Source organism: Clostridium tetani (assembly GCF_900167265.1).
Classification (GTDB): domain Bacteria; phylum Bacillota; class Clostridia; order Clostridiales; family Clostridiaceae; genus Clostridium_G; species Clostridium_G tetani.
Genome location: NZ_FUWT01000008.1, coordinates 70,772 through 93,761 on the forward strand (window position 1 = coordinate 70,772; position 22,990 = coordinate 93,761).

Consider the following 22,990-nt stretch of genomic DNA (forward strand, 5'->3'; position numbering starts at 1 on the left):
AACTGCCTCCTTATTTACTACGCTAATTTTTTAAATCTACAGAAACAACTTTTGATACACCTTTTTCTTCCATAGTTATACCATATAAAGCATTACTAACTTCCATACTTCCTTTTCTATGAGTTATTATTATAAACTGTATATTATTTGAAAATGACTTTAAAAATTCTGCATATCTTACTACATTAGCATCATCTAATGCCGCTTCTATTTCATCTAATATGCAAAAAGGTGTAGGCTTCATCTTTAATATAGCAAACAATAAAGCTATAGCTGATAATACTTTTTCTCCTCCAGACATAAGATTTATATTTTGAAGCTTTTTACCTGGTGGCTGAACTGTAATATCTATAGCTCCATTTAATTCGTCTTCTGAACTTAAAAGTAAATCTGCAGTCCCGCCCTTAAATAACTCCTTAAAGGTTTCATCAAAGTTTTCTCTCAGTTTTTGAAAGTTTTCTTTAAATATAATTTTCATCTTATTAGTCATTCCATCTATTAACTGCGTTATTTCATCCTTTGCATTAATAAGATCTTCTTTTTGAGAGCTCATAAAATCATATTTTTCTTTAGTATTTTCATATTCTTGTATGGCCCCAACATTTACTGTACCCAATTTATTTATTTCTGTCTTAATATTTTTTATATAATTTCTATAATCATTCAAATTATCTATGGGTTTTTTATACTCTAATGCCTCTTCATAGGAATTTACCTCATATTCCATAATCTTATTATATAAATTTTCTCTTTGAGTTTGAAGCTTTGTCATACTTATATCATATTTATGGAAAACCTCTTCTTTTTTCCCCTTTATATCTATTATATTTTCCTCTTCACCTTGTATCTTATTTTTGTCTTCTTTAAGTTTTAATAATTGTATCTCTTCTTCCTTAAATGTTTCCTCTATTAAAGTTAATTTTTTTTCCACTTCCTCAGTTAAACCTTTATTTGAATCTAAATTTTCTATGTATTCTTGTAATTTAATCTTAGAAGCTTTAAGTCTTTCATATTTACCTGCTAAACTATTTTTTAAATTTTCTACATCCGTATCTGTTCTTTCCAATTCTTTTAAATCGTTTGATATGACTTCTTCTATTTGAGCTTTTTCTATCCTCTTTAAAGTTAGACCTTCCTTTAATTTATTTAGGCTTTCTTCTTTGTCTTTTAATTCATTTTCTAATATATGTATTTTCTTTTCATTATCATTTTGCGTTTTTTCTAAATAAAGTAAATTACCTTTATTCTCTTCTTCATCTTTTCCATAGTCCTCTAATTCCTTATTAAGAGTTTCTTTTTCATTTTTTAATATTTTCATTCTATCTTTTAGTTTTAGATTTTCTTTTTCTATGCTGTATAGTTTTTCAGTTAATTTAGTTATTTCTATATCTTCAAAATATATTTCGTCCTTTAAATTCAAACAATTTTCTTCTAAAGAACTCAATTTATTTTTATCTTTTTCTATTACATCTGTTTCTAACTTTATTTTATTTTCTATTTCTTTTATTTCTCTTTGCAGCTCTTTTATTTCTCTTTTTCTACCTATTACATTAGAGTTTTTGCCTTGATAAACACTTCCCCCTGTTAAGGCTCCTCCTGCATTAATAATTTCTCCTGCAAGGGTAACTATTTTGTATCTATAATTTAACTTTTTAGCTATATTCAAAGCTTTGTCCATGTCTTCACATATTATGGTTCTTCCTAAAATATGTTTTATAATTTGTGAAAATTCCTCTTTGTAATTAATAAGTTCACAGGCAATACCTATATAACCTGAAGTATTTTTTATATCCTTGGATAATTCTATAGAATTTCCCTTAATAATATTTAAAGGCAAAAATGTAGCTCTACCTAATTTATTTATCTTTAAATAATTTATAAGTTCTTTTGCTATATTCTCATCTCTAGTTATTATATTTGATATGGCTCCTCCAAGAGCTATCTCCATACATAGTTCGTATTCTTTTTTTACATTTATAACTTCTCCTACTACAAAGGAATTATTTAAAGCATTTTTAATATGGCCTCTTTGTATAGCTTTCATTAGATTTTTAACAGATTTATTGTATCCTTCATATTCTCTTTCTAGATTGCTTAAAAACTGATAGTTACCCATTAATTTATTAAAGTTTATATTTAAATCTTTTACTTCTTTGTTTTTCCTATTTAAGATAGAGTTTATCTTACTTATTTCTTTTTTATTTTCTTTTATTTTATTTTGGTGATTCTCTTTTGTAATATTTCTTACCTCTACCTTATCTTTTAAAGCCTCTAAAGTTGTAATATTTATTTTTATAGAGTTCATACAACTTTCATAATTTTCCTTAAGATTTATCAATTTATCTTTTGTAGATTTTATATTATTCTCTACTAGACTCATTTTGTTTTTTAAATTAGATATTTCACTTAAATATTGTATATGATCTTCTTTACACTTTTTTAATTCTAACTCCTTGTTTTTAAATTCCTTATTTAGGTTTTCTATGTGTCCTTCTTTTTCTATAAAATCTACTAATAACTCTTCCAACAATTTTTTATTTTTAGAGAATCGCTCTTCTCCTATTTTTTTAAATTTATAAATCTCTTCTAACTTTATATTATCCTTTTTTATTTCATCAGATACATTTTCTATGAATTTATTTAAATTATCTATTCTTTCTTTTAATATATATATTTCATTTTTCAAATTGGAATGTTCTTCTTTTTTATTATAATATCCTTTTTTATTATCCTGTATTCTTTCTTCTAAATTATCTATTTGTAATCCTAATTTCTTTAGATTTTCTTTATAATCATTCTTTTTTAGTTCCAAATTAGATATTTCACCTTGTACTTCTTTTATTTTTTCATCAAGTTGTCCAACTTTACTGTTTAACTCTTCTATAGAGTACAAAATTATATTTATTTCTTTTTCTTTTAAATTATTACTTAGGTTTAAAAATTCTTTAGCTTTTTTACTTTCTTTTTCTAAAGGTCCAAGTCTCTCCATATAAGTTGACGTTATATCCTGTATTCTTATGATATTCTCTTCTGTTTTTTCAAGCTTTCTTTCTGCTTCTTCTTTTCTCTTTTTAAATTTTACTATACCCGCCGCCTCTTCTAAAAGACTTCTTCTTTCTTCTGGCTTTCCACTTAATATAGCATCTATTTTACCTTGTCCTATTATAGAATATCCTTCTTTTCCTATACCAGTGTCCATAAACAACTCTTGAATATCTTTCAACCTACATTTATTATTATTTATTAAATACTCACTCTCGCCAGATCTATAAATAATTCTTGAAACCATTATTTCTGAATAATCCAAGGGTAACTCAGATTTACTATTATCTAAGGTTAATGAAACCTTTGCAAGTCCTACTGGCTTTCTAAATTGAGTTCCAGCAAAAATTACATCTTCCATTTTTCCTCCCCTTAAATTTTTTATACTCTGTTCTCCTAGTACCCATCTTATTGCGTCAGATATATTACTTTTACCACTACCATTTGGTCCAACTATAGCAGTAATACCTTTTTGAAAATTTATTTCTGTTTTATTAGCAAAAGATTTAAAACCTCTTATCTCAAGTGATTTTAAAAACATATCTACAACTCCCTATCTAGTAAAAATCATAGGCAATATACTAACCAAAAAAGATATAAGTAAAAAATATACCATATATTTTTTCATTTTATCTCTTTGTTTCTTTTTCATAATAATTTCACCTCTTAAATAAGTATCAACAACAATATAGTTTATATTATAAACTCAATTTTAGCAATGCACAATTTTTATTTAGTTATTCACTATTCACTAAAAAAGGTTCATTTCAAATTTTTGAAATGAACCTTTTGTTTAAATAATAATTTTTAATTCCTATCTCGGTTCTACAATAAATTTAATTGCAGTTCTTTCTTCCCCCTCTATACTTACTTCTGAAAAAGCTGGAATAACTACTAAATCTACTCCATTTGGTGCTACAAATCCCCTAGTTATGGCAATAGCTTTTATTGCTTGATTCACAGCTCCTGCTCCTACTGCTTGAACTTCTGCAATATTCTTTTCTTTTATAGCCGCAGCTAGTGCTCCTGCTACTGATTTTGGTTCTGATTTGGCTGACACTTTTAGTATTTCCATAAATAATTCCTCCCATACCACCATAAATAATTAATTTGATCTTATAATTTACATATATTCATTTACATCCTTTATTAATTATTCTATATATTAGTCAAATATCCTTCTTTATACTCTTTTTAGATTTTTTTATGTATCGCTAAAATATTATAAATTTCGTCATACTTAATACCTATTAATTTTTCCCCTAGAGAAGAATTTTGTATTACTTTAATGTTATTTAATTTTAATTTATTTAATGTGTCATAAAAAAATTCTTTTTTATTTGAATATAATTTTGATATGGTTTTAGGATTTATCTCTATTTCTACTTTCTCATAATTTTTGTCCTGTAAATAGTCTAAAATTCTTTCATTTATAAGCTTACCTTCCACCAATTCTCTAAAAGCCGGATGAAAAGGTCCCGCTACTAGTTCACCACCTTCATTTATCTCTTCTGTAGGTTGTAATCCTATTCTTATTACCTCTATATTATTTTCAGTGAATATATTGTATAACTCTTTACTAATTTCCACTGCTTCCTCTAATGTATAAGGCTGATAAACTCCTTCTTTATACATTTTCTCCATAGGAGTATTCTTAATTACAAGGGCTGGATATATTCTACATATTTTAGGCTTCATCTCTATAACCTTTAAGGCTGTTTTTATATCCTTTTCAAAACTATCTCCAGGTAGCCCTAACATCACTTGATGACCTAGAGTAAATCCATATTCATGTATTAGCTTGGAAGCCTCTTTTACATCCTTTTCACTATGTCCTCTTGCGGATTTTTTTAATACCTCTTCATCAAGAGATTGAACTCCTAGTTCTATAATATCTACTTTGTAATCCTTTAGATTAGTTAATATAGCATCATCTATATAATCCGGTCTTGTTGATAATCTTATAAAATCTATAAGTCCCTTTTCCTTATATTCCTTTGCCACCTTCAAAAGCCTTTTTTGCTTATTTATATCTATTGCAGTAAAACTTCCTCCAAAAAAAGATACTTCTATTATAGTTTCTTGAGTTTTATTTATAGTCTGTAAATAGGTTTCTATAGTATCTTTTGTGTATTTGTCATCTATTACTTCACTTATTCCCGTTATTGAGTTCTGATTACAAAACACACAGTTATGAACGCATCCTTCATGAGGAACGAAAATAGGAATTATATAATGTTTTTTACTCATATTCTTTATTAACCTCCATATTTTCTATGGCTTTTTTAGCAGCATTTTGTTCTGATTCTTTTTTGCTGTATCCTATACCATAACCTAATACATTATCTTTTATTTTTACTTCTGTATAAAATTTTCTTCTATGGGGTGGTCCTTCATGTTTTATGAGAATATAATTTATTTGTATGTCTCCATCTTTTTGAATTATTTCCTGTAGTTTAGTTTTATAATCAAGTATTATCTCATCCTTCATGGCCTTTTCAACTATATTATAAAAATTTTTTAATATAAACTCTCGAACTACATCAATACCTTTGTCTAAATATATAGAAGCGATTAATGCCTCTACAGCATCTGCTAAAATAGAGATTCTTTCTCTACCACCTGTTAGTTCTTCTCCTTTGCTCATCTTTATATATTCTCCTAATTCCAAATTTTTAGCTATACTAAATAAGGAATTCTCACATACGATTAAAGCCCTTTTTTTTGAAAGCTCTCCTTCTGATTTATCCTTATAGTTCATAAATAAATATTCCGTTATAACTAATTGTAGTACAGAATCACCCAAAAATTCTAGTCTTTCATTGTATTGTATTCTCTTTTTTTCATTTGCATATGAACTATGAGTTAGAGCTATATGTAATAACTTTATATTTTCAAATTTTATTTCTATTTTATTTTGAAGATCTTTCAAATCCATGTATTTATTCATAATTCTAAAACTCCTTTTAAATAAAGAAGTTTATTATTCAATTTGCTAGGATTAACAAATTCAACAATAAACTTAGATTTTCTTAAAATAAATTTAAAGCCCCGTTTATCTACGGGACTTATATTTTAATCTTCAACATGATTTCTTAAGTATTCCACAACATCTCCCACAGTAGCTACCTTTTCAGCATCTTCGTCGGCTATTTCTAAGTCGAATTCAGTTTCTAGGGCCATAATTAACTCTACTACATCTAAAGAGTCAGCTCCTAAATCGTCTACAAATGAAGATTCCATTTTTATTTCTTCTGGATCTATACCTAATTGTTCTGAAATTATGTCTTTAACCTTATCAAGTATCATATATTTCACCTCCCTACAAACTTATAATTAGATAATATTACATATTGCTGTTACCGTCAAGAATTTACAACATAAAAATTTTATGAAGCAAAATTTTTATTTAGTGTAAAGTTTCTATATTAACGAGTTCTTCTTTTATATTATTAATAATATTACCTTTATGGAAATTTATACATTGTTTTATAGCATTTTTAAAAGCTTTTCTATCTGATGACCCATGAGCTTTTACACAAATACCTTCTACGCCAATGAAAGCCGCACCACCGTATTCTTTATAGTTAAATTTCTTTTTTATATTTTTAAAAGAAGGCTTTAATAAAGCTCCTCCTATTTTCCCTTGGAAACTGCTCATTATTTCAGCTTTTAAAATTTCAAATATATTCTGAGCTACTCCTTCATAGGTTTTTAAAATCGTATTCCCTGTAAAGCCGTCACATACCAATATATTTACATCACCTGTTGGTATATCTCTAGGCTCCACATTACCTATAAAATTTAAACCAGAGTTCTTTAATAATTTATATGCTTCTTTTGTTAATTCTGTGCCTTTTTCTTCTTCTACACCAATATTAACTAAACCTATTGTAGGATTTTTTACATTTAATATTTTCTCAAAATATATTTTGCCCATTAATGCAAATTGTAATAAATTTTGAGGCTTACACTCTGCATTTGCCCCTACATCTATAACCATAAAAGGAGCATTTTTACCTGGCATTATCGGAGCTAGTGCAGGTCTATCTATACCCTTTATTCTACCTACTATAAATAAAGAACCTGCCATAAAAGCCCCAGTACTTCCAGCAGAGATTATACCTTCAACTTTCTTTTCTTTTACTAATTGTAAACCTTTGTTCAAACTAGAATCTTTTTTTCTTCTTATTGCCATAACTGGTGAATCATTTGTAGATATAACTTCCCTAGCATCTAAAACTTCTATTCTATCTTCATCATAGTTATGTCCTTCTAATTCTTTTTTTATTAATTCTTCTTTACCCGTTATTACTATATGTAAATCTTTGTTTTCATTAAGGGCATCTACACAACCAGCAACTACTTCCTTAGGTGCAAAATCCCCTCCCATGCCGTCTACAGCTATTTTCATACTTTCACTCCCCTTCCTAAAGTTCATGGCACCTTATAATGAATAATGAACAACTTGGGTAACTTTTCTCTATTATCATTACGAAAAGTTTTTAATTATATAAAAATCTCACCTAAACTATTCACTATTATCTATTAACTAATATAAATTGTATCATAAATATTATTTCTATACGACTACATTGATTACAAATCATGTTTGTACATAAAAAATAAAAGAAAGTCTAAAGACTTTCTTTTTATTCTTTAACAATCTTACATTTTACCAAAATTAGTAGAATGTTATTGTTGGGATTTATTAAGCTTCGCTAGCTACAACTTCTTTTCCTTTATAATGTCCACAGCTCTTACAAACTCTGTGAGCAAGCTTCATTTCATGGCATTGAGGACATTCTACTATTCCAGGAGCACTCATCTTATAATTCTGAGCTCTTCTTGAATCTCTTCTAGCTTTTGAAGTTTTTCTCTTTGGATTTGCCACTACAAACACCTCCTTAGTTAGATGCAAAGAAATCTTTTAATTTTGCCATCCTTGGATCAATATTATCATCTTTGTCACAATTACATTTGTTATAATTGAGATTTGTTCCACATTTAGGACATAAACCCTTACAATCTTCTTTACAAAGTTTTTTCACTGGCAAAATTGTTATAATATTATTTTCTATGATTTCCATTATATCAATAATATTATCTTCTATAAAGATGTCAAATCCATCTTTATCAGCTTCATTTGCAGTAAAAGTTTCTCTAACTTTTACCTCCACGTCTTTTTTTATGTTCTCTAAACATCTTGAACAGCTTAACTCAATTTTTGTATCAAAAAGCCCTTCAAGTACTAATGTATTTTCAACACTAGTTACGCTACCCTTAAAATGGATAGGTGCTAAAAACCTAATAATTTCACCACCATGTTCAAACTGTGTTGATTCAATGGTTACATCAATGTCCTCTTTAGCTATTTCTTTTTTTAATAGCTTTGATACATCTATTTTCATAAAACTCACCTCAATGCTTAGCCACAATTTATTATATAAAGACAGGAATTAAAAGTCAAGATTTATTTAAATTTTCCTATTTAAGATTACTAACAATTTCATTAGTATCTCTTGCTATCATAAGTTCTTCGTCTGTTGGTATTACAAAAACCTTTACTTTTGAGTTGTCTTCACTTATAACTTTGGCAAATCCTCTTCCTTCATTATTCTTCTTTTCATTTATTTTTATTCCTAAGAATTCTAAGTTTTTGCATATTTCTTCTCTACTTTCTGCAGAGTTTTCTCCAAGTCCTGCTGTAAATACAACACAATCTACTCCACCCATAGCTGCAGCATAAGAACCTATAAATCTTCTAACCTTGTAATGGAAAACATCTAATGCAAGTTTAGCTCTATCATTTCCTTCTTCAGCCGCTTCTTCTATATCTCTAAAGTCACTACTAACTCCAGATATTCCATATACACCAGATTTTTTATTTAAAAGATTATTTAAATCATCTAAATTTAAGTTTAATTCTTTCATTAAAAATGGTAATATCGCTGGATCTATACTTCCTGATCTTGTTCCCATAGCTATTCCTTCAAGTGGTGTAAAGCCCATGCTAGTTTCAACGGATTTTCCTTCATTAACAGCACAAATACTTGCACCATTTCCAAGATGACAAGTTATTATTTTTAAGTCTTTTATGTCTTTACCCATCAACTCTGCTACTCTTTTAGATACATATCTATGTGATGTTCCGTGGAATCCATATTTTCTTATTCCATATTTTTTATATAGTTCATATGGTAATGGATATATATAAGCATATTCTGGTATAGTTTGATGGAAAGCTGTATCAAATACTGCAACCATTGGAGTATTTGGCATTAAAGCTTTACATGCATTTATACCTATAATATTTGGTGGATTGTGTAATGGAGCAAGTTTTATGCATTCTTCTAAAGATTTCATTACATCTTCGTCTATTAATACAGAATTTGCATATTTTTCTCCTCCATGAACCACTCTGTGTCCAACTGAGGATATTTCGGACATATCCTCTATAACACCATGTTCCTTATCAGTTAAAGCGTCTAAAACCAATTTTATAGCATCTTTATGATCCTTCATAGGTTCTTGTATTACATATTTTTCATCATTAACTTTATGAGTTAAAATAGAACCTTCCATCCCTATTCTTTCTACAAGTCCTTTAGCTAAAACGTCTTCGTTGGTCATGTTTATAAATTGATATTTAAGAGATGAACTGCCACAATTTATTACTAAAATTTTCAATTTAAAATCTCCTTTCAGTTTGAACCTTAATATATTTTAATGGTTAACTACCTTTTATTGGTTTTGAGCTTGCACTGCAGTAACAGCTACTACGTTTACTATGTCATCTGAAGTACAACCTCTTGATAAATCGTTTATTGGCTTAGCAAAACCTTGAGTTATAGGTCCTATAGCCTCTGCATTAGCAAATCTTTGAACTAATTTATATCCTATATTTCCTGCTTGTAAATCAGGGAACACTAAAACATTTGCTTTCCCTGCAACTTCGCTATTTGGTGCTTTTAAATCTGCAACACTTTTAACTATAGCCGCATCTAATTGTAATTCTCCGTCTATTGCTAAATCCGGTCTTTTTTCTTTTGCAAGTTTAGTTGCAGTTACAACTTTATCTACTAAATCGTGGCTAGCACTTCCTTGAGTTGAGAAGGATAATAATGCTACTTTAGGATCTAATCCACATAAATTTTTAGCTGTTTCTGCTGTTGATATAGCAATTGATGCTAAATCTTCTGCTGTTGGATTTGGATTTACTGCACAATCTGCAAATAGTAAAAGTCCTTCATTTCCAAATTTAGAACCTGGAACCATCATTATAAAAGAACTAGATACTACTGATGTTCCTGGTGCTGTCTTAACTATTTGAAGTCCTGGTCTTAAAAGGTCTCCTGTAGTGTGTATTGCACCAGATACCATGCCATCAACATCATTTTTCTGAACCATCATTGTTCCAAAGTATAATGGATCTCTAATTATTTTTTCTGCTTTTTCAATAGTTACTCCCTTATGTTTTCTAAGTTCATAAAGTGCTTTAGCATAATCTGCTGTCTTATCTGAAGTTTCAGGGTCCACTATTTCTGCCCCATCCACATTTACTCCTAATTTATTTGCTATTTCTTTAATCCTTTCAGGATTTCCTACTAGAACTACATCTGCTATCGCGTTTTCTATTATCTTACTACAAGCCTCAATATTTCTTTCTTCTTCACCTTCAGGTAAAACAATTTTCTTTTTATTAGCTTTTGCTTTAGCCCAAATTTCTTCCATTAATTTCATGTACGTATTATCTCCCTTCACATTTCACATTAGTGATTTGTTTGTGGGTCATATTATACCCATATATTAATATAAGACTTTTTCTATATAAGTTTCAAGTGGTGTTTTTAAAATAGATTGCTATTTTTATAACATATAGGTTATATAGTTTAATAAAATATACATTTATGGGATATATCAGTTCATAAAAATGTTAAAATAATATCAATGTTTATATGTTAATTAATATATTGTATAATATTTTTGACTATTAAAAGAATTTTAAACAATTATTTATCCTAAGGAGGAATATTTTTTGAATATAACTGGTGTAATAGTAGAATATAATCCCTTTCACAATGGACATTTATATCATTTAAATAAAACTAAAGAAATAACTGATTGTGATGGAATAGTTGCAGTAATGAGTGGACATTTTGTTCAGAGAGGAAGCCCCGCTCTATTGGATAAGTGGACTAGAGCAAAATTAGCCCTTTTAAACGGAGTGGATTTAGTTTTGGAACTACCTACTATATATAGCACCTCCTCAGCTGAATTTTTCGCTTACGGAGCTACATCTCTTTTAGATGGTATAAACATAGTAAATAACTTATGTTTTGGGAGTGAACTTGGCAATATAGATATAATATTAAAAACTTCAAAGATTTTACAGGAAGAACCTTTAAGTTTTAAAGAAGATTTAAAAAATTTTATAGATAAAGGTATATCTTTTCCAAATGCTCGTGAAAAAGCACTAATAAACTTTATGAGAAAAGGAAAAAATAGTTTTGATTTTAACAATGTTTTATGTTTATCAAATAACATACTCGCTCTAGAATACTGCAAAAATTTATTTAAAATTAATAGTAATATTAAGCCTTTTACTGTAAAACGTCAAGGTTCTCATTATAATTGTTTGCATTTAAGGGATAATTTGTCAAGCGCTACTGCTATAAGAGAATATATAGGAAATAATGAAAATTTAGATAACTTAGTAAAATCAGTACCTGAAACCGTATTAAATATGCTTAAAAATTTTCAAAATGAACAATGTAAATTTCCTTTTGAAGAGGATATGTTTACTTATATAAAACATAAATATTTTTCTAATACTGGCTCTATAGAAAATCTTCCCGATGTTTCAGAGGGTATTCACAATAGAATATATAGAGCTTTAGACACATGTAATACCTTAAAAGAAGCCATGGACATGATAAAGACAAAACGATATACCTACACTAGAATAAAGAGAATACTATGTCATTATTTCATTGGAATGGATATGATTAATAGTGATGAGCTGAGGAGAAAACCTTGTCCCTATGCTAGAATACTAGGTTTTAATAGAAAAGGACAGGATATATTAAAACTTATTAAAAAAAGTTCTAATATACCAATTATAAATAAAATACCTAAAAAAATAGATAGTACTCTTAATTTAGATATAAATGCCACTAAATGCTACAGTCTTTTAAATAAAAAAGTAAATCCCTTAGATGACTTCTTAAAAAAACCAGTTTTAAAATGAATAAATTGGAGGGACGGTTAATGTGATTTTACCACTTTTATGATAAAATTGCATTAACCGTCCCAATTTTATAATTAACTAATAAATTTAAAGGAGAAAACTAATATATGAAAGATAAAACTCTACACTTATTTTTAATAAATAGTATACTAATAATTTTAATATGGTCGGGTATTAATCCTTTTGATAAGTTTACTTGGATTTTAGAAGTTCTTCCTGCAATAATAGGTGGATTTGTATTAATCATTATTTATTGTAAATTTAAATTTACTAATTTAGTTTATATTTTAATTTGGGTTCATGCTCTTATCTTAATAGTAGGTGGGCATTATACCTATGCTCAAATGCCTTTATTTAATGTAATAAGAGATGTTTTTAATTTAAATAGAAATTATTATGATAGATTAGGTCATTTTTCTCAAGGTTTTATACCTGCTATAATTGCAAGGGAAATCTTGATAAGAAATAATATTGTAACTAAAAAGAAATGGTTGGAATTTATAATTGTTTGTATATGTTTAGCTATTAGCGCATCCTATGAATTAATTGAATTTGCAGTAGCAAAATTTACAGGGACAGCTGCGGAAGCCTTTTTAGGAACTCAAGGAGATATATGGGATACTCAATGGGACATGCTTTTTGCATTAATAGGTTCTATAGTAGCTATACTTACTCTTTCAAAATATCATAATAAGCAGTTAAGTAAAAAATAGTGTACATTATCTTTCATATTATAACATGAAACACCATCAAGTACTCTGGCACTATTCTTTGTTAGTTGTTTACCAAAGTTAATCTAAAAGAATAATTTCAAAAACTCTCCATATACATTGTAATATAGCAATCTATTAAAGAGGTTAATTTTGGTTTTTGTAATATATTTTATTATGATTTTACTATCAATTGCATTAATCCATTATATTAAAGATTTATCTTATGTTTTAACTTTTATGTGTACTTTACTCATATTATTTTTTATTTTAAATCCATTAAAATGTATTGATAGTTGTTTGCAGGGAATAAGTTTATTTTTTTATAAAGTATTTCCTTCACTTTTCCCTTTTTTAGTTATATCAAATTTAATATTGTATTCAAACGGAGTGAGCATATACTCCAAACTACTTGGTAAGATACTATGTCATCCACTTAAATTGCCTAAACAATGCAGTTTTCCTTTGGTTGTAAGCGCCTTATGTGGCTATCCTTTAGGAGCAAAATATTCTTGTGATTTATATGAAGAAGGTCTTATAGATTTTTATACCTGTAGACGACTTTTAAACATAGCTTCAAGTGCAAGCCCACTTTTTATAGTAGGTACTTTAGGTGCATCCATGCTTAAAGATAAAACTTTAGGATACATTTTTTTAATAGCAAGTTACTTATCTTGCTTTACTATGGGGCTTATAATACCTAATAAAGCTAATATTAAAGATTATTCTTTTAATAAAAAAAATTCTCCTTTTGATATGGGAACTACTTTAAAAAGCTCCATAGAAAATGCTATAAAAACTTCCACTTTAGTCGGGGGCTTTGTAACTTTATTTTTTATACTCAATGAAATAATAAAAAATAGCATTATATTTAATGCTATTTCAAATTTACTATATAATTTATTTAAACTCCCTAATGAATTAACTCAGGGGTTTATTCTTGGAATTCTAGAAATTACTAATGGATGTAATTTAATTTCCCACGCCTCTATATCTTTAGATATAAAAATATTAGTTTTAGGATTTTTATTAGGTTTTAGCGGTATATGTATAATATGGCAGTGTAATTCTTTTATGAGTAGATTGAAATTTTCCTCAAAATACTACGTTGGATATAAACTAATTCAAGGCATATTTTGCAGTATATACTCACTATTACTTTATAAATATCTTTATAGAAAGAGCTCTGCTTTTATATTTAACAACCCTACAATAATTGAAAATAAATTAGTTTTTATTATAATTATTTTACTCCTGTTACCTTTTGTAGTATTTAACTATAAAGAAATAAGAGTGAAGTAATTACTTATTCATTTGTTCTAATTCTTTTAAATTGTTTTGTAGAATTTTTGTTGTATCTTTAAAATCATTTTCAAGGGAATGGACAAATTTTTCCATTTCCTCTTTTATGTTGTCCATTAATTTCTCTCTATAGCGTAACACATCTTTTTCTAAAGAAGAAATTACGTCATGAGTATAGTCTCGTGCTCCTAATCTAATAGACTTAGCATCTGCTTCAGCAGAACTTATTATGTCTCTAGCTACAATTTCAGCTTCCTTTGTTATATTATGTTCATTTACTCTTTCACGAAACATTTCTAAGCTTTCCTTTTGAAGCCTATCCCTTTCTCTTTCTCCCTCTTCTATTATTTTTTCTTTCCTATCGCATATAAATTGTGCTTTCTTTATTTCAGCTGGAAGTTCATTCATTATTCTGTCTATAACATCTAATATCTCCTTTCTATCTACAACTACCCTTCCTGTCATAGGAACCTTAGAAGAAGTTTCTATGATATCTTGTAGATATTCTAAGAGCTTTATTACATCCATTAAAGCACCTCCTATTTATTATTTGACTTCTTACATATATCCTCTATTATTTCATCAGGTACAAGCCCTTTTATGCATCCTCCAAACATAGCAACTTGCTTTATTGATGAAGAACTTAAATAAGAGTATTGAGCACAAGTCATCATAAATAAGGTTTCTATATCTGGATTTAACTTTTTATTCATAAGAGCCATTTGAAATTCATATTCAAAATCTGACATAGCCCTTAACCCCTTTATAATGACCTTAATATTTTCTTCCTTCATAAAATCCACTAAAAGTCCACTAAAACTTCTAACTTCAACATTAGGCATATCCTTTACTACTCTTGATATTAATTTTTCTCTTTCCTCTATAGAAAATAATCCTTTTTTATCTGGATTTACTAAAATTCCTACTACTACTTTATCAAAAACTTGGGAAGCTCTTTTAATTATGTCTAAATGTCCATTAGTTATAGGATCAAAACTTCCTGGATACACTGCAATATTCATTTTAATCCTCCTTATGTCTATAAAAGCATACTGTGGTATTTCCATATCTTTTAATTCTTACTAGTTTAATATGCTCACTACCCTCAAATATTTCCTCTTTTGAATCAATTTTTATAGATATAATACCATCCTCTTTTAAAAGGTTATATTCATCTATTTTCTCTATAGCTGAAGGCACCATATCCTTTAAGTATGGAGGGTCAATAAATATCAAATCAAATTCCTCTCCCTTTTCTTTTAGAAAAGTTAAGGCATCATAAGAATCCATGTTAAGGCATTTACATTTATCTTCAAATCCAAGATTTTTAACATTAGTTTCTAATAAACTATAAGTTTTAGGAAATCTATCTATGAGATAACATTCAGAAGCTCCTCTACTTACAGCTTCTAATCCTAAACTTCCCGTACCTGCAAAAAGGTCTAAAGTTTTTGCTCCATAAACATGTACTTGTATCATATTAAAGATATTTTCCTTGACTCTATCAAGAGTAGGCCTTGTATTCATACCTTCTGGTGGTAGAATTTTTCTGCCTCTTGCACTACCTGCTATTATTCTCATTTTTATCCTCCTGACTATTAACTATGTAGTTTTTGTTATAATTTTATCATATTTATTATTTTTTCACAAAGTCTTTATAAAAAATTACATTTAATTAAAACAAATATATTCTTTGTGTTTATCTATCTTTTCGCCTAAATATCCAAGAATTTTTAAATCCTCTTTTTTATTACTTTTTAATAGTTCTTGTGATTCATTATGGGCTATTTTAAGTATTTCTATATCCTCTATAGGATTAGATAGAATTAAATTTTCTTCTCCATGTTGTCTAAATCCAAATAGTTCTCCACTACCTCTTATTTTTAAATCCTGTTCCGCAATAAAGAATCCATCATTACTTTTTACTAAGGTTTCCATTCTTTTTCTTGTGTTCATATTTTTAATATTTCCCATTAGAATACAGTAGGACTTCTCACTACCTCTTCCAACTCTTCCTCTTAGCTGATGGAGTTGTGCCAATCCAAATCTCTCCGCTCCTTCTACCACCATAATAGTAGCATTAGGGACATTAATACCTACTTCTATTACAGTTGTGGATATTAATATTTTTATTTCATTATTTTTAAATCTCAGCATAATATCATTTTTTTCTTTTGGAGTCATTTTACCATGTAGTATCTCCATTTCTATTTCATTAAAATAGTTTTCTTTTAAATCCTTATAAAGTTCCTCCACAGAAGTTAACTCCAATTGATCATTTTCCTCTACTAGAGGACAAACTACATATACCTGTCTTCCTTCATTAATTTCTTTTAACGCAAAGGAGTATATCCTATCCCGTTTTTTTTCATTTATAAAATAAGTATCTACCTTTTGTCTGCCTGGAGGCAATTCGTCTATTATAGAAATATCTAGATCTCCATATAAGTATAGACTCAAGGTTCTTGGTATTGGTGTTGCAGTCATTACTAATATATCTGCACCTTCACCCTTTGTAAATAATTTATTTCTCTGCATAACTCCAAATCTATGCTGTTCATCCGTTATTACAATTCCCAATTTTTCAAATTCTACATCATCTTCTATTAAAGCATGAGTTCCTATTATTATGTCTATTTCTCCACCCTTTAGTGCTGCCTTTATATTGCTTTTTTCCTTATTTGATGTGCTTCCACATAAAAGTTCTACTCTTATATTAAATTCTGAAAGTAAATTTTTAATTTCTATAAAATGTTGTTGTGCTAATATTTCTGTTGGTACCATTAAAACTCCTTGATATCCATTCATAGCCACATTAAGTAGTGTAATTATAGCAAGTATAGTTTTGCCTGATCCAACATCCCCTTGTACTAATCTATTCATTGAAATATTTTTATTTTGATCCTTTAAAATTTCTTCTAGTACTATTTTTTGTGCCTTAGTAAGCTGAAAATTTAATTTATCTTGCAGTTTATTTATTTCCTCTTTATATATTTTAAAGGATATACCTTTATTACTTTGTTTTCTACTTTCTTTTAATAGGGCTATTTTTAATGAATAAGTAAAAAGTTCCTGAAACTTTAATCTTCTTTTAGCAAATTCTAACTGAGATTCACTAATTGGGTTATGAATAGCTCTAATACTTTCATCTAAAGAACAAAAATTATACTTTTTCATAATCCATGTAGGTAAATTTTCATCTATTATTAATTTATCTAGAACATCTTTTATTAATTTTACTAAAGTATTATTCTTTACACCTTCTCTTAAAGGATATATAGGTATTACTATTTCTTTTGTACAATTAGTTGCTTCAGCATTTTTCTCAACTGTTTTGGGATTTATAATTAATTTTTCTCCTTTGTATACATCTAATTTTCCATTAAGAGTGTACTTCTTACCTATTCGAAATCTATTTTTAATGTAGGGTTGATTAAACCACCTACATTTTATTCTCTCTTCTTCATTTTGTAATATTATTGTGGATATCACTTTACCAGATCTAGTTCGTACATCTCTTTTTATTTCTAAAACTTCTGCAGTTATAATTATTTCTTGTTTCTCTAAAGCATCTTTTAAACTAGTACAAGTTTTTATAATTTTATAATCTCTTGGAAAATATAATAATAAATCTATTATTGTAAATATACCGCATTTATTTAAGTTTTCTAAAGTTTTAGGTCCTACTCCTTTTAATACACCTACACTATTATATATATCCATGTGTTATCACTCCACACCTATTTTTCTAATTAAATAAAAAAAGCCAAATGGCTTTTTTTATTCAACAGAGATAATGAAATAATATAATGGCTGTTTTCCTTCAAAACATTGAACATCTAGATCTTCATAAGTTTCTTCCATTTTTTCTAAGAATTCATTTACTTTATCTTCATCGCAATCTTCTCCATAAAATAAAGTAATAAGTTCACTATCTTCAGTTACCATATCTTTTATTAATTTTTCACAAACTTCATAAATATCATTACCTACTTCTTCTATGTTTCCTTCTTTAATACCAATTATATCCCCTGATTTTATTGCTTTACCATCTACTTCTGTATCTCTTACAGCGTAGGTTACAGATCCTGTTTTTACTCCCTTTATACCTTCTTCCATAGCATTTATATTATCCTCTAAACTACCTTCAAAATTAAACATTGTAAGTGCTGTTACACCTTGAGGTATTGTTTTAGTTTCTATTACATGTATATTTTTATCTGATAATTCTTTTGCTTGTTTTGCAGCCATAATTATATTTTTATTATTTGGAAGAATAAATATGTTTTCTGCATTTATTTTATCTATAGCTTTAATTATATCTTCTGTACTAGGGTTCATTGTTTGACCACCTTCTATTATAAAGTCTACCCCTAAATCGTTAAATATGTCTCTGATTCCTTCTCCCAAAGCTACTGATATAAATGCATATTCTTTCTTTTCACTATTTTCTATAGTTTCTACTGTTGACACATCTTTTAAATCTTCATCCTCTAATATATGTCTATGTTGTTCTCTCATATTGTCAATTTTTATTTTAGACAAAGGTCCTAATTTTATCGCTTTTGATAAAACTTTTCCTGGATCATTTGTGTGAATATGAACCTTTACTAAATCATCAGATCCAACTACTATCATTGAATCTCCATGAGTTTCTAAATCTTTTTTAAATTTATCTACATCTGCATCCTTTGATACTATGAAGAATTCTGTACAGTATCCAAACTTTATATCTTCTTCTTTTATACTTTTAGCCGCTTCATAAGTTACCTTGTTTTTTTCCTCATGAGATATGGAAACATCCTTTAGATTTTTTTCTAATACTTCGTACATACCTTGTAAAATAATTAATAATCCAGCACCACCAGCATCCACTACTTTAGCTTCTTTTAGAACTGGTAACATTTCTGGAGTTTTACTTAATATCTCACTACTATGTTCACAAGTATCCTTCATTAATTCTAATACATTTTTTCTTCTACTTTTATCTGCTGCTTCTCCTGCTGCTCTTATTATAGTTAATATAGTTCCTTCAGTAGGTCTCATAACAGCTTTATAAGCAGATTTACTGCCTTCTATTATGGATTCCGCTAACTCCTCTCCATTAACTACTTCTTTATTCTCTAATCCCTTTGCAATACCTCTAAGTATTTGAGATAAAATTACCCCTGAGTTCCCTCTTGCACCCATTAACGCACCTCTGGAAAGACTCTTTGCAATTTCTCCTATAGGCTTTTCTTTTTTATCCTTTATTTCCATAACTGCTGCTCTAAAAGTCATGGACATATTAGTTCCAGTATCTCCGTCTGGTACAGGGAATACATTTAATGAATTAATGTATTCCTTTTGGCTTTCCAGTTTATTACTAGCGTTTATCATCATATTATAAAAACAATGCCCATCTATATTTAAGTATTCCATTTCAAGCTACCTCCTTAAACTCTAACACCTTGAACATTTACTGTTATGTTGGAAACTTTAAGGCCTGTGTAGTTTTCAACATTATATTTTATCTTTTGTATTATATTACTTGCTATTACTGAAATTTTTGTTCCATACTCCACAATTATATATAGCTCTATATATAATTTACCTTCTTTATTTTTTATTTTTACACCTTTGCTTAAATTCTCTCCTTTTAAAAGCTCCCATAATCCATCTTTGGCATTTCTAGATGCCATTCCTACAACACCATAGCATTCCATGGTAGAAACTCCTACTATATTCCCTAAAACCTCTTCAGAGTAATTAATATATCCATATTCATTATTAATATTTCCTATCATATTAAACCTCCTTAAACATAAGCCTTAAAGCTATTTTATATTAAATATTAATTTTATTCAAGAAAATATGCCAAATATTATTTTTTATTCTATTTATACACTTGCATATATTATATGTAATATGATAAAATGATATAGGTTTTAATTGGGAAGCTTTGTTTTCCAATTTATAAAGGAGGTGTTTTCAAAATGTCAAGAAAATGTGAAGTTTGTGGTAAAGGCGTTACATCTGGAGTTCAATATAGTCACTCTCACCGTCAATCTAAGAGAACTTGGGCTCCAAACCTTAAAAAAGTTAAAGCTATAGTTAAGGGAACACCTAAAACTATACACGCATGTACAAGATGCTTACGTTCCGGTAAGGTTCAACGTGCAATATAAATCAAAAAATGCAATTGTCGTCAATTGCATTTTTTGTTTACACTTTTTTTGAATATTGACTTTATAATCCTAGAAATACATTTCGGCAATTTAATGGCAACTATTTTCATCTATTCACCTCTTATTTATTTTGCTGAATCAGATACCAACCTGCATATATAAGCCCTCCACCAACCGCTAAAATCCATCCCCAAATAGGAAGGATAAAGGTGGCTATTATACCAATTCCAATTGAACCAACTATCATACCTAATTTTTTTCTGCCACGCCTACTCTTCCACAAATCAAGCCCCTCTTTAAATTGATTTTATTATATTATATGTGCAATTTTAAAAAGGGTGTTTGTTAATCTCTGCTCTGAATTATCAAAAGAATTCCAGAAGAAAATTCTATATAAGCTTCATTTTCTTTAATTTCATTTGATACTCCTAATCCAGAAAGATATCCTACCTTCAAATGATGGTTATTTAAAGGATATTTAGCCCCATGTATAGTTAAATTTATTACATCTTCTTTAAAACTTAGCAATGAAAAATATTTAAATTTATCTTTTTTTATATAGGTAGGTTTCTCTACCATTCTTATATAATTAAACTCATCTCTTATATAACATTGGATATTAGAAGTTAAAGAATAATATAAAAGATTTATATTAGATAAAACATGATCTAATCTGCTACCAGTACATCCTAATAAAGCTATTTTATGAGTTCCCATATTTATGGCCTTTATAACTGCAGCCTCAGAATCAGTAAAATCCTTTTCTACTGGAAATGCATTTAAATTAATGTTATTTTTTCTATAATAATTTAAAATATTTTCATCTATAGAATCAAAATCTCCTACTATGAAATTAGGTTTTATATTACATTTATATAAAGCTTCTGCTCCTTTATCTGCTGCTATAATTATATCGCTATCTTTTAATTCCTCTAATAATAATTCTTTTTCTGGTGCTTTTCCTCCACAGACTATTAAAGCTTTCATCTTAAAGCCTCTCTTAAAACCTTTAAGTTCTCCTCTATTTTACCATCTTTAAAAACTGCTGATCCTGCTACAACTAAATCTACTCCACAGTTTGCTATATCTTTTATATTATCTTTACCTACTCCACCATCTACTTCTATTATTAAATCTTTATTTAGTTCATCTTTTAATTTCTTAAGTTCTCTTATTTTATCTGAAGCATAATATATATATTTTTGACCTCCAAAACCTGGATTAACAGACATTATAAGTACCATATCTAAGGAAGGTATAAGATCTTTTATAAGACTTACAGGAGTTCCAGGATTTAATGCGATTCCTGCTTTAACTCCAAAGGATTTTATGTAGTTTATAGTTCTATCTAAATGTGTCTCTGCTTCATAGTGAAATGTAATAATATCTGCTCCTGCTTTTGCAAAATCTTCTATGTATTTTGAGGGCTCTTCTATCATAAGGTGTACATCAAAGGGTAATTTAGTTAGTCCCTTTATACTTTTCATTATAGGCACTCCAAAGGATATATTGGGAACATATTTTCCATCCATTACATCAAAATGTACAACGTGGGCACCATATTTTTCTATGGCTTCTATGTCCCTACCTAAATTTGCGAAATCTGCTGATAATATTGAAGGTGCTATTTTTACCATTTGTTATTTTTCCCCCTTAATTTTTCTTCTATTATTTGTATATAAAATTCATATCTTTTCTTATGTATTTTTCCTTGCTCTAAAGCATTTTTTACTACACAACTTGGTTCTTTATAATGTAGGCATCCAGTAAACTTACATCCATTTATATATTTTATAAACTCTGGAAATAAAAATTGAATTTCTTCCTTTTCTATATCCTCTATACTTAAAGAGGAGAAGCCAGGTGTGTCTACTAAAAATCCATCTTCAACTTCTATAAGTTCACTGTGTCTTGTGGTATGCTTACCTCTTTTTAATTTTTCACTTATTTGACCTGTCTCCATTACATCTTTACCTACTAATTTATTTATTATAGTTGATTTTCCTGCTCCAGAAGGTCCACATAGTACATTTAAATTCCCTTTTAGTTTTTCCCTTATTTTTTCAATGCCCATACCTTCTTTAGCATTTAAGTATATAACTTCATAACCTGCACTTTTTATTATATCTACTACTTCTTCTTTCTCTGGATTCTCTACTAAATCTACTTTATTAAAGGCTACTACAGCATTTATTTCGTTATACTCACATTGTAATAAAAATTTATTTAATAGATCTAAATTAATATTAGGGTTTTTAAATGCAAATACAATTATAGCCTGTGATATATTAGATACAGCAGGCCTAATTAATTTATTTTTTCTTTCAAATATCTTTTCTATGGTACCTTTAGAGTTATTGTCAATTTCTATTTCCACTTTGTCTCCAACCATAGGGGTAAGTTCATCTAATCTGAACTTACCCCTTGCTTTACATTCATATAATCCATCTTCAGTTTTTATATAATAGAATCCACCTATTCCCTTTGTAATGATTCCTTGCATAATTCCTCCTAAATGT

The 22,990-nt window shown here is 28.2% G+C and carries 24 protein-coding genes; 4 read left to right on the forward strand and 20 right to left on the reverse strand.

Translation table 11 applies throughout. The features are described from left to right. Window positions 1–22 precede the first annotated feature (22 nt). From smc to pta, 10 genes are all read right to left on the reverse strand, one after another. A complete protein-coding gene (gene smc, locus B5D21_RS07540; protein ID WP_011099475.1) occupies window positions 23–3,583 on the reverse strand; it encodes a chromosome segregation protein SMC in 3,561 nt (1,186 codons plus the stop codon). Between the two features lie 273 nt (window positions 3,584–3,856). Further along, window positions 3,857–4,117: a stage V sporulation protein S gene (locus B5D21_RS07545; RefSeq protein ID WP_023438131.1), complete on the reverse strand. Its 261-nt coding sequence runs from the start codon at window positions 4,115–4,117 to the stop codon at window positions 3,857–3,859. A gap of 119 nt (window positions 4,118–4,236) precedes the next feature. Next, on the reverse strand, window positions 4,237–5,292 hold the full coding sequence (locus tag B5D21_RS07550; protein WP_011099474.1) for an elongator complex protein 3: 1,056 nt from the start codon (window positions 5,290–5,292) through the stop codon (window positions 4,237–4,239). Next, on the reverse strand, window positions 5,285–5,992 hold the full coding sequence (gene rnc / locus B5D21_RS07555; RefSeq protein WP_011099473.1) for a ribonuclease III: 708 nt from the start codon (window positions 5,990–5,992) through the stop codon (window positions 5,285–5,287). The genes B5D21_RS07550 and rnc overlap by 8 nt, the downstream gene beginning before the upstream one ends. Before the next feature lie 125 nt (window positions 5,993–6,117). Beyond that, window positions 6,118–6,351, reverse strand: coding sequence for an acyl carrier protein (gene acpP / locus B5D21_RS07560; RefSeq protein ID WP_023438128.1), 234 nt, complete (start codon window positions 6,349–6,351; stop codon window positions 6,118–6,120). 100 nt (window positions 6,352–6,451) lie between these two features. After that, complete coding sequence (gene plsX, locus B5D21_RS07565) at window positions 6,452–7,456, reverse strand: phosphate acyltransferase PlsX (protein WP_035109906.1); 1,005 nt, start codon at window positions 7,454–7,456, stop codon at window positions 6,452–6,454. Window positions 7,457–7,753: 297 nt separating this feature from the next. Continuing rightward, on the reverse strand, window positions 7,754–7,936 hold the full coding sequence (gene rpmF, locus B5D21_RS07570) for a 50S ribosomal protein L32 (protein ID WP_023438125.1): 183 nt from the start codon (window positions 7,934–7,936) through the stop codon (window positions 7,754–7,756). A gap of 13 nt (window positions 7,937–7,949) precedes the next feature. Next, the gene (locus B5D21_RS07575; RefSeq protein WP_023438124.1) at window positions 7,950–8,453 is read right to left on the reverse strand and encodes a YceD family protein; all 504 of its coding nucleotides are present in this window, start codon (window positions 8,451–8,453) and stop codon (window positions 7,950–7,952) included. A 76-nt stretch (window positions 8,454–8,529) separates the two neighbouring features. Beyond that, window positions 8,530–9,732 carry an acetate kinase gene (locus tag B5D21_RS07580; protein ID WP_011099470.1) on the reverse strand — a complete coding sequence of 401 codons (1,203 nt, stop codon included), beginning with the start codon at window positions 9,730–9,732 and terminating at the stop codon, window positions 8,530–8,532. Between the two features lie 54 nt (window positions 9,733–9,786). Next, window positions 9,787–10,785, reverse strand: a complete 999-nt coding sequence (gene pta, locus B5D21_RS07585; RefSeq protein WP_035109908.1) for a phosphate acetyltransferase — start codon at window positions 10,783–10,785, stop codon at window positions 9,787–9,789. A 295-nt stretch (window positions 10,786–11,080) separates the two neighbouring features. Between pta and B5D21_RS07590 the strand changes: the two genes are divergently transcribed. The 3 genes from B5D21_RS07590 to ylbJ all read left to right on the forward strand — a co-directional run bounded on the left by B5D21_RS07590 (window position 11,081) and on the right by ylbJ (window position 14,304). Further along, the gene (locus tag B5D21_RS07590; RefSeq protein ID WP_011099468.1) at window positions 11,081–12,292 is read left to right on the forward strand and encodes a nucleotidyltransferase; all 1,212 of its coding nucleotides are present in this window, start codon (window positions 11,081–11,083) and stop codon (window positions 12,290–12,292) included. Window positions 12,293–12,399: 107 nt separating this feature from the next. Then, window positions 12,400–13,005 carry a DUF2238 domain-containing protein gene (locus tag B5D21_RS07595; protein ID WP_011099467.1) on the forward strand — a complete coding sequence of 202 codons (606 nt, stop codon included), beginning with the start codon at window positions 12,400–12,402 and terminating at the stop codon, window positions 13,003–13,005. Between the two features lie 174 nt (window positions 13,006–13,179). Beyond that, window positions 13,180–14,304: a sporulation integral membrane protein YlbJ gene (ylbJ, locus tag B5D21_RS07600; RefSeq protein WP_035124943.1), complete on the forward strand. Its 1,125-nt coding sequence runs from the start codon at window positions 13,180–13,182 to the stop codon at window positions 14,302–14,304. Here ylbJ and B5D21_RS07605 read toward each other — a convergent pair whose 3' ends face one another. From B5D21_RS07605 to B5D21_RS07630, 6 genes are all read right to left on the reverse strand, one after another. Next, window positions 14,305–14,832 (reverse strand): hypothetical protein, encoded by a 528-nt coding sequence (locus B5D21_RS07605; protein ID WP_011099465.1) that lies wholly within the window; start codon window positions 14,830–14,832, stop codon window positions 14,305–14,307. Between the two features lie 11 nt (window positions 14,833–14,843). Then, window positions 14,844–15,326, reverse strand: a complete 483-nt coding sequence (gene coaD, locus B5D21_RS07610; protein WP_035124889.1) for a pantetheine-phosphate adenylyltransferase — start codon at window positions 15,324–15,326, stop codon at window positions 14,844–14,846. Between the two features lies 1 nt (window position 15,327). Further along, complete coding sequence (gene rsmD, locus B5D21_RS07615; RefSeq protein ID WP_011099463.1) at window positions 15,328–15,885, reverse strand: 16S rRNA (guanine(966)-N(2))-methyltransferase RsmD; 558 nt, start codon at window positions 15,883–15,885, stop codon at window positions 15,328–15,330. Between the two features lie 90 nt (window positions 15,886–15,975). Next, window positions 15,976–18,027, reverse strand: coding sequence for an ATP-dependent DNA helicase RecG (gene recG / locus B5D21_RS07620; RefSeq protein ID WP_011099462.1), 2,052 nt, complete (start codon window positions 18,025–18,027; stop codon window positions 15,976–15,978). 57 nt (window positions 18,028–18,084) lie between these two features. Beyond that, window positions 18,085–19,725, reverse strand: coding sequence for a DAK2 domain-containing protein (locus tag B5D21_RS07625; protein WP_011099461.1), 1,641 nt, complete (start codon window positions 19,723–19,725; stop codon window positions 18,085–18,087). A 14-nt stretch (window positions 19,726–19,739) separates the two neighbouring features. Continuing rightward, complete coding sequence (locus tag B5D21_RS07630; RefSeq protein ID WP_011099460.1) at window positions 19,740–20,090, reverse strand: Asp23/Gls24 family envelope stress response protein; 351 nt, start codon at window positions 20,088–20,090, stop codon at window positions 19,740–19,742. Between the two features lie 189 nt (window positions 20,091–20,279). Between B5D21_RS07630 and rpmB the strand changes: the two genes are divergently transcribed. Then, window positions 20,280–20,471 carry a 50S ribosomal protein L28 gene (rpmB, locus tag B5D21_RS07635; RefSeq protein WP_023438111.1) on the forward strand — a complete coding sequence of 64 codons (192 nt, stop codon included), beginning with the start codon at window positions 20,280–20,282 and terminating at the stop codon, window positions 20,469–20,471. A gap of 121 nt (window positions 20,472–20,592) precedes the next feature. Here the strand turns inward: rpmB and B5D21_RS14060 are convergent, their stop codons facing one another. The 4 genes from B5D21_RS14060 to rsgA all read right to left on the reverse strand — a co-directional run bounded on the left by B5D21_RS14060 (window position 20,593) and on the right by rsgA (window position 22,974). Further along, window positions 20,593–20,754, reverse strand: a complete 162-nt coding sequence (locus B5D21_RS14060) for a hypothetical protein (RefSeq protein WP_155274219.1) — start codon at window positions 20,752–20,754, stop codon at window positions 20,593–20,595. Window positions 20,755–20,816: 62 nt separating this feature from the next. Beyond that, entirely contained in the window at window positions 20,817–21,458 is a 642-nt protein-coding gene (locus B5D21_RS07640) for a thiamine diphosphokinase (RefSeq protein WP_011099459.1), read from the reverse strand. Continuing rightward, window positions 21,455–22,108, reverse strand: coding sequence for a ribulose-phosphate 3-epimerase (gene rpe / locus B5D21_RS07645; protein ID WP_011099458.1), 654 nt, complete (start codon window positions 22,106–22,108; stop codon window positions 21,455–21,457). The genes B5D21_RS07640 and rpe overlap by 4 nt, the downstream gene beginning before the upstream one ends. Continuing rightward, complete coding sequence (rsgA, locus tag B5D21_RS07650) at window positions 22,102–22,974, reverse strand: ribosome small subunit-dependent GTPase A (RefSeq protein WP_011099457.1); 873 nt, start codon at window positions 22,972–22,974, stop codon at window positions 22,102–22,104. The genes rpe and rsgA overlap by 7 nt, the downstream gene beginning before the upstream one ends. Between the last annotated feature and the right edge of the window lie 16 nt (window positions 22,975–22,990).

Excerpts from the sequence above, each read along its gene's own strand:
- smc (WP_011099475.1), bottom strand. The coding sequence starts at position 3,583 with ATGTTTTTAAAATCACTTGAGATAAGAGGTTTTAAATCTTTTGCTAAT.
- B5D21_RS07545 (WP_023438131.1), bottom strand. The coding sequence starts at position 4,117 with ATGGAAATACTAAAAGTGTCAGCCAAATCAGAACCAAAATCAGTAGCA.
- B5D21_RS07550 (WP_011099474.1), bottom strand. The coding sequence starts at position 5,292 with ATGAGTAAAAAACATTATATAATTCCTATTTTCGTTCCTCATGAAGGA.
- rnc (WP_011099473.1), bottom strand. The coding sequence starts at position 5,992 with ATGAATAAATACATGGATTTGAAAGATCTTCAAAATAAAATAGAAATA.
- acpP (WP_023438128.1), bottom strand. The coding sequence starts at position 6,351 with ATGATACTTGATAAGGTTAAAGACATAATTTCAGAACAATTAGGTATA.
- plsX (WP_035109906.1), bottom strand. The coding sequence starts at position 7,456 with ATGAAAATAGCTGTAGACGGCATGGGAGGGGATTTTGCACCTAAGGAA.
- B5D21_RS07575 (WP_023438124.1), bottom strand. The coding sequence starts at position 8,453 with ATGAAAATAGATGTATCAAAGCTATTAAAAAAAGAAATAGCTAAAGAG.
- pta (WP_035109908.1), bottom strand. The coding sequence starts at position 10,785 with ATGAAATTAATGGAAGAAATTTGGGCTAAAGCAAAAGCTAATAAAAAG.
- B5D21_RS07595 (WP_011099467.1), top strand. The coding sequence starts at position 12,400 with ATGAAAGATAAAACTCTACACTTATTTTTAATAAATAGTATACTAATA.
- ylbJ (WP_035124943.1), top strand. The coding sequence starts at position 13,180 with ATGATTTTACTATCAATTGCATTAATCCATTATATTAAAGATTTATCT.
- B5D21_RS07605 (WP_011099465.1), bottom strand. The coding sequence starts at position 14,832 with ATGGATGTAATAAAGCTCTTAGAATATCTACAAGATATCATAGAAACT.
- coaD (WP_035124889.1), bottom strand. The coding sequence starts at position 15,326 with ATGAATATTGCAGTGTATCCAGGAAGTTTTGATCCTATAACTAATGGA.
- rsmD (WP_011099463.1), bottom strand. The coding sequence starts at position 15,885 with ATGAGAATAATAGCAGGTAGTGCAAGAGGCAGAAAAATTCTACCACCA.
- recG (WP_011099462.1), bottom strand. The coding sequence starts at position 18,027 with ATGGATATATATAATAGTGTAGGTGTATTAAAAGGAGTAGGACCTAAA.
- B5D21_RS07625 (WP_011099461.1), bottom strand. The coding sequence starts at position 19,725 with ATGGAATACTTAAATATAGATGGGCATTGTTTTTATAATATGATGATA.
- B5D21_RS07630 (WP_011099460.1), bottom strand. The coding sequence starts at position 20,090 with ATGATAGGAAATATTAATAATGAATATGGATATATTAATTACTCTGAA.
- rpmB (WP_023438111.1), top strand. The coding sequence starts at position 20,280 with ATGTCAAGAAAATGTGAAGTTTGTGGTAAAGGCGTTACATCTGGAGTT.
- B5D21_RS07640 (WP_011099459.1), bottom strand. The coding sequence starts at position 21,458 with ATGAAAGCTTTAATAGTCTGTGGAGGAAAAGCACCAGAAAAAGAATTA.
- rpe (WP_011099458.1), bottom strand. The coding sequence starts at position 22,108 with ATGGTAAAAATAGCACCTTCAATATTATCAGCAGATTTCGCAAATTTA.
- rsgA (WP_011099457.1), bottom strand. The coding sequence starts at position 22,974 with ATGCAAGGAATCATTACAAAGGGAATAGGTGGATTCTATTATATAAAA.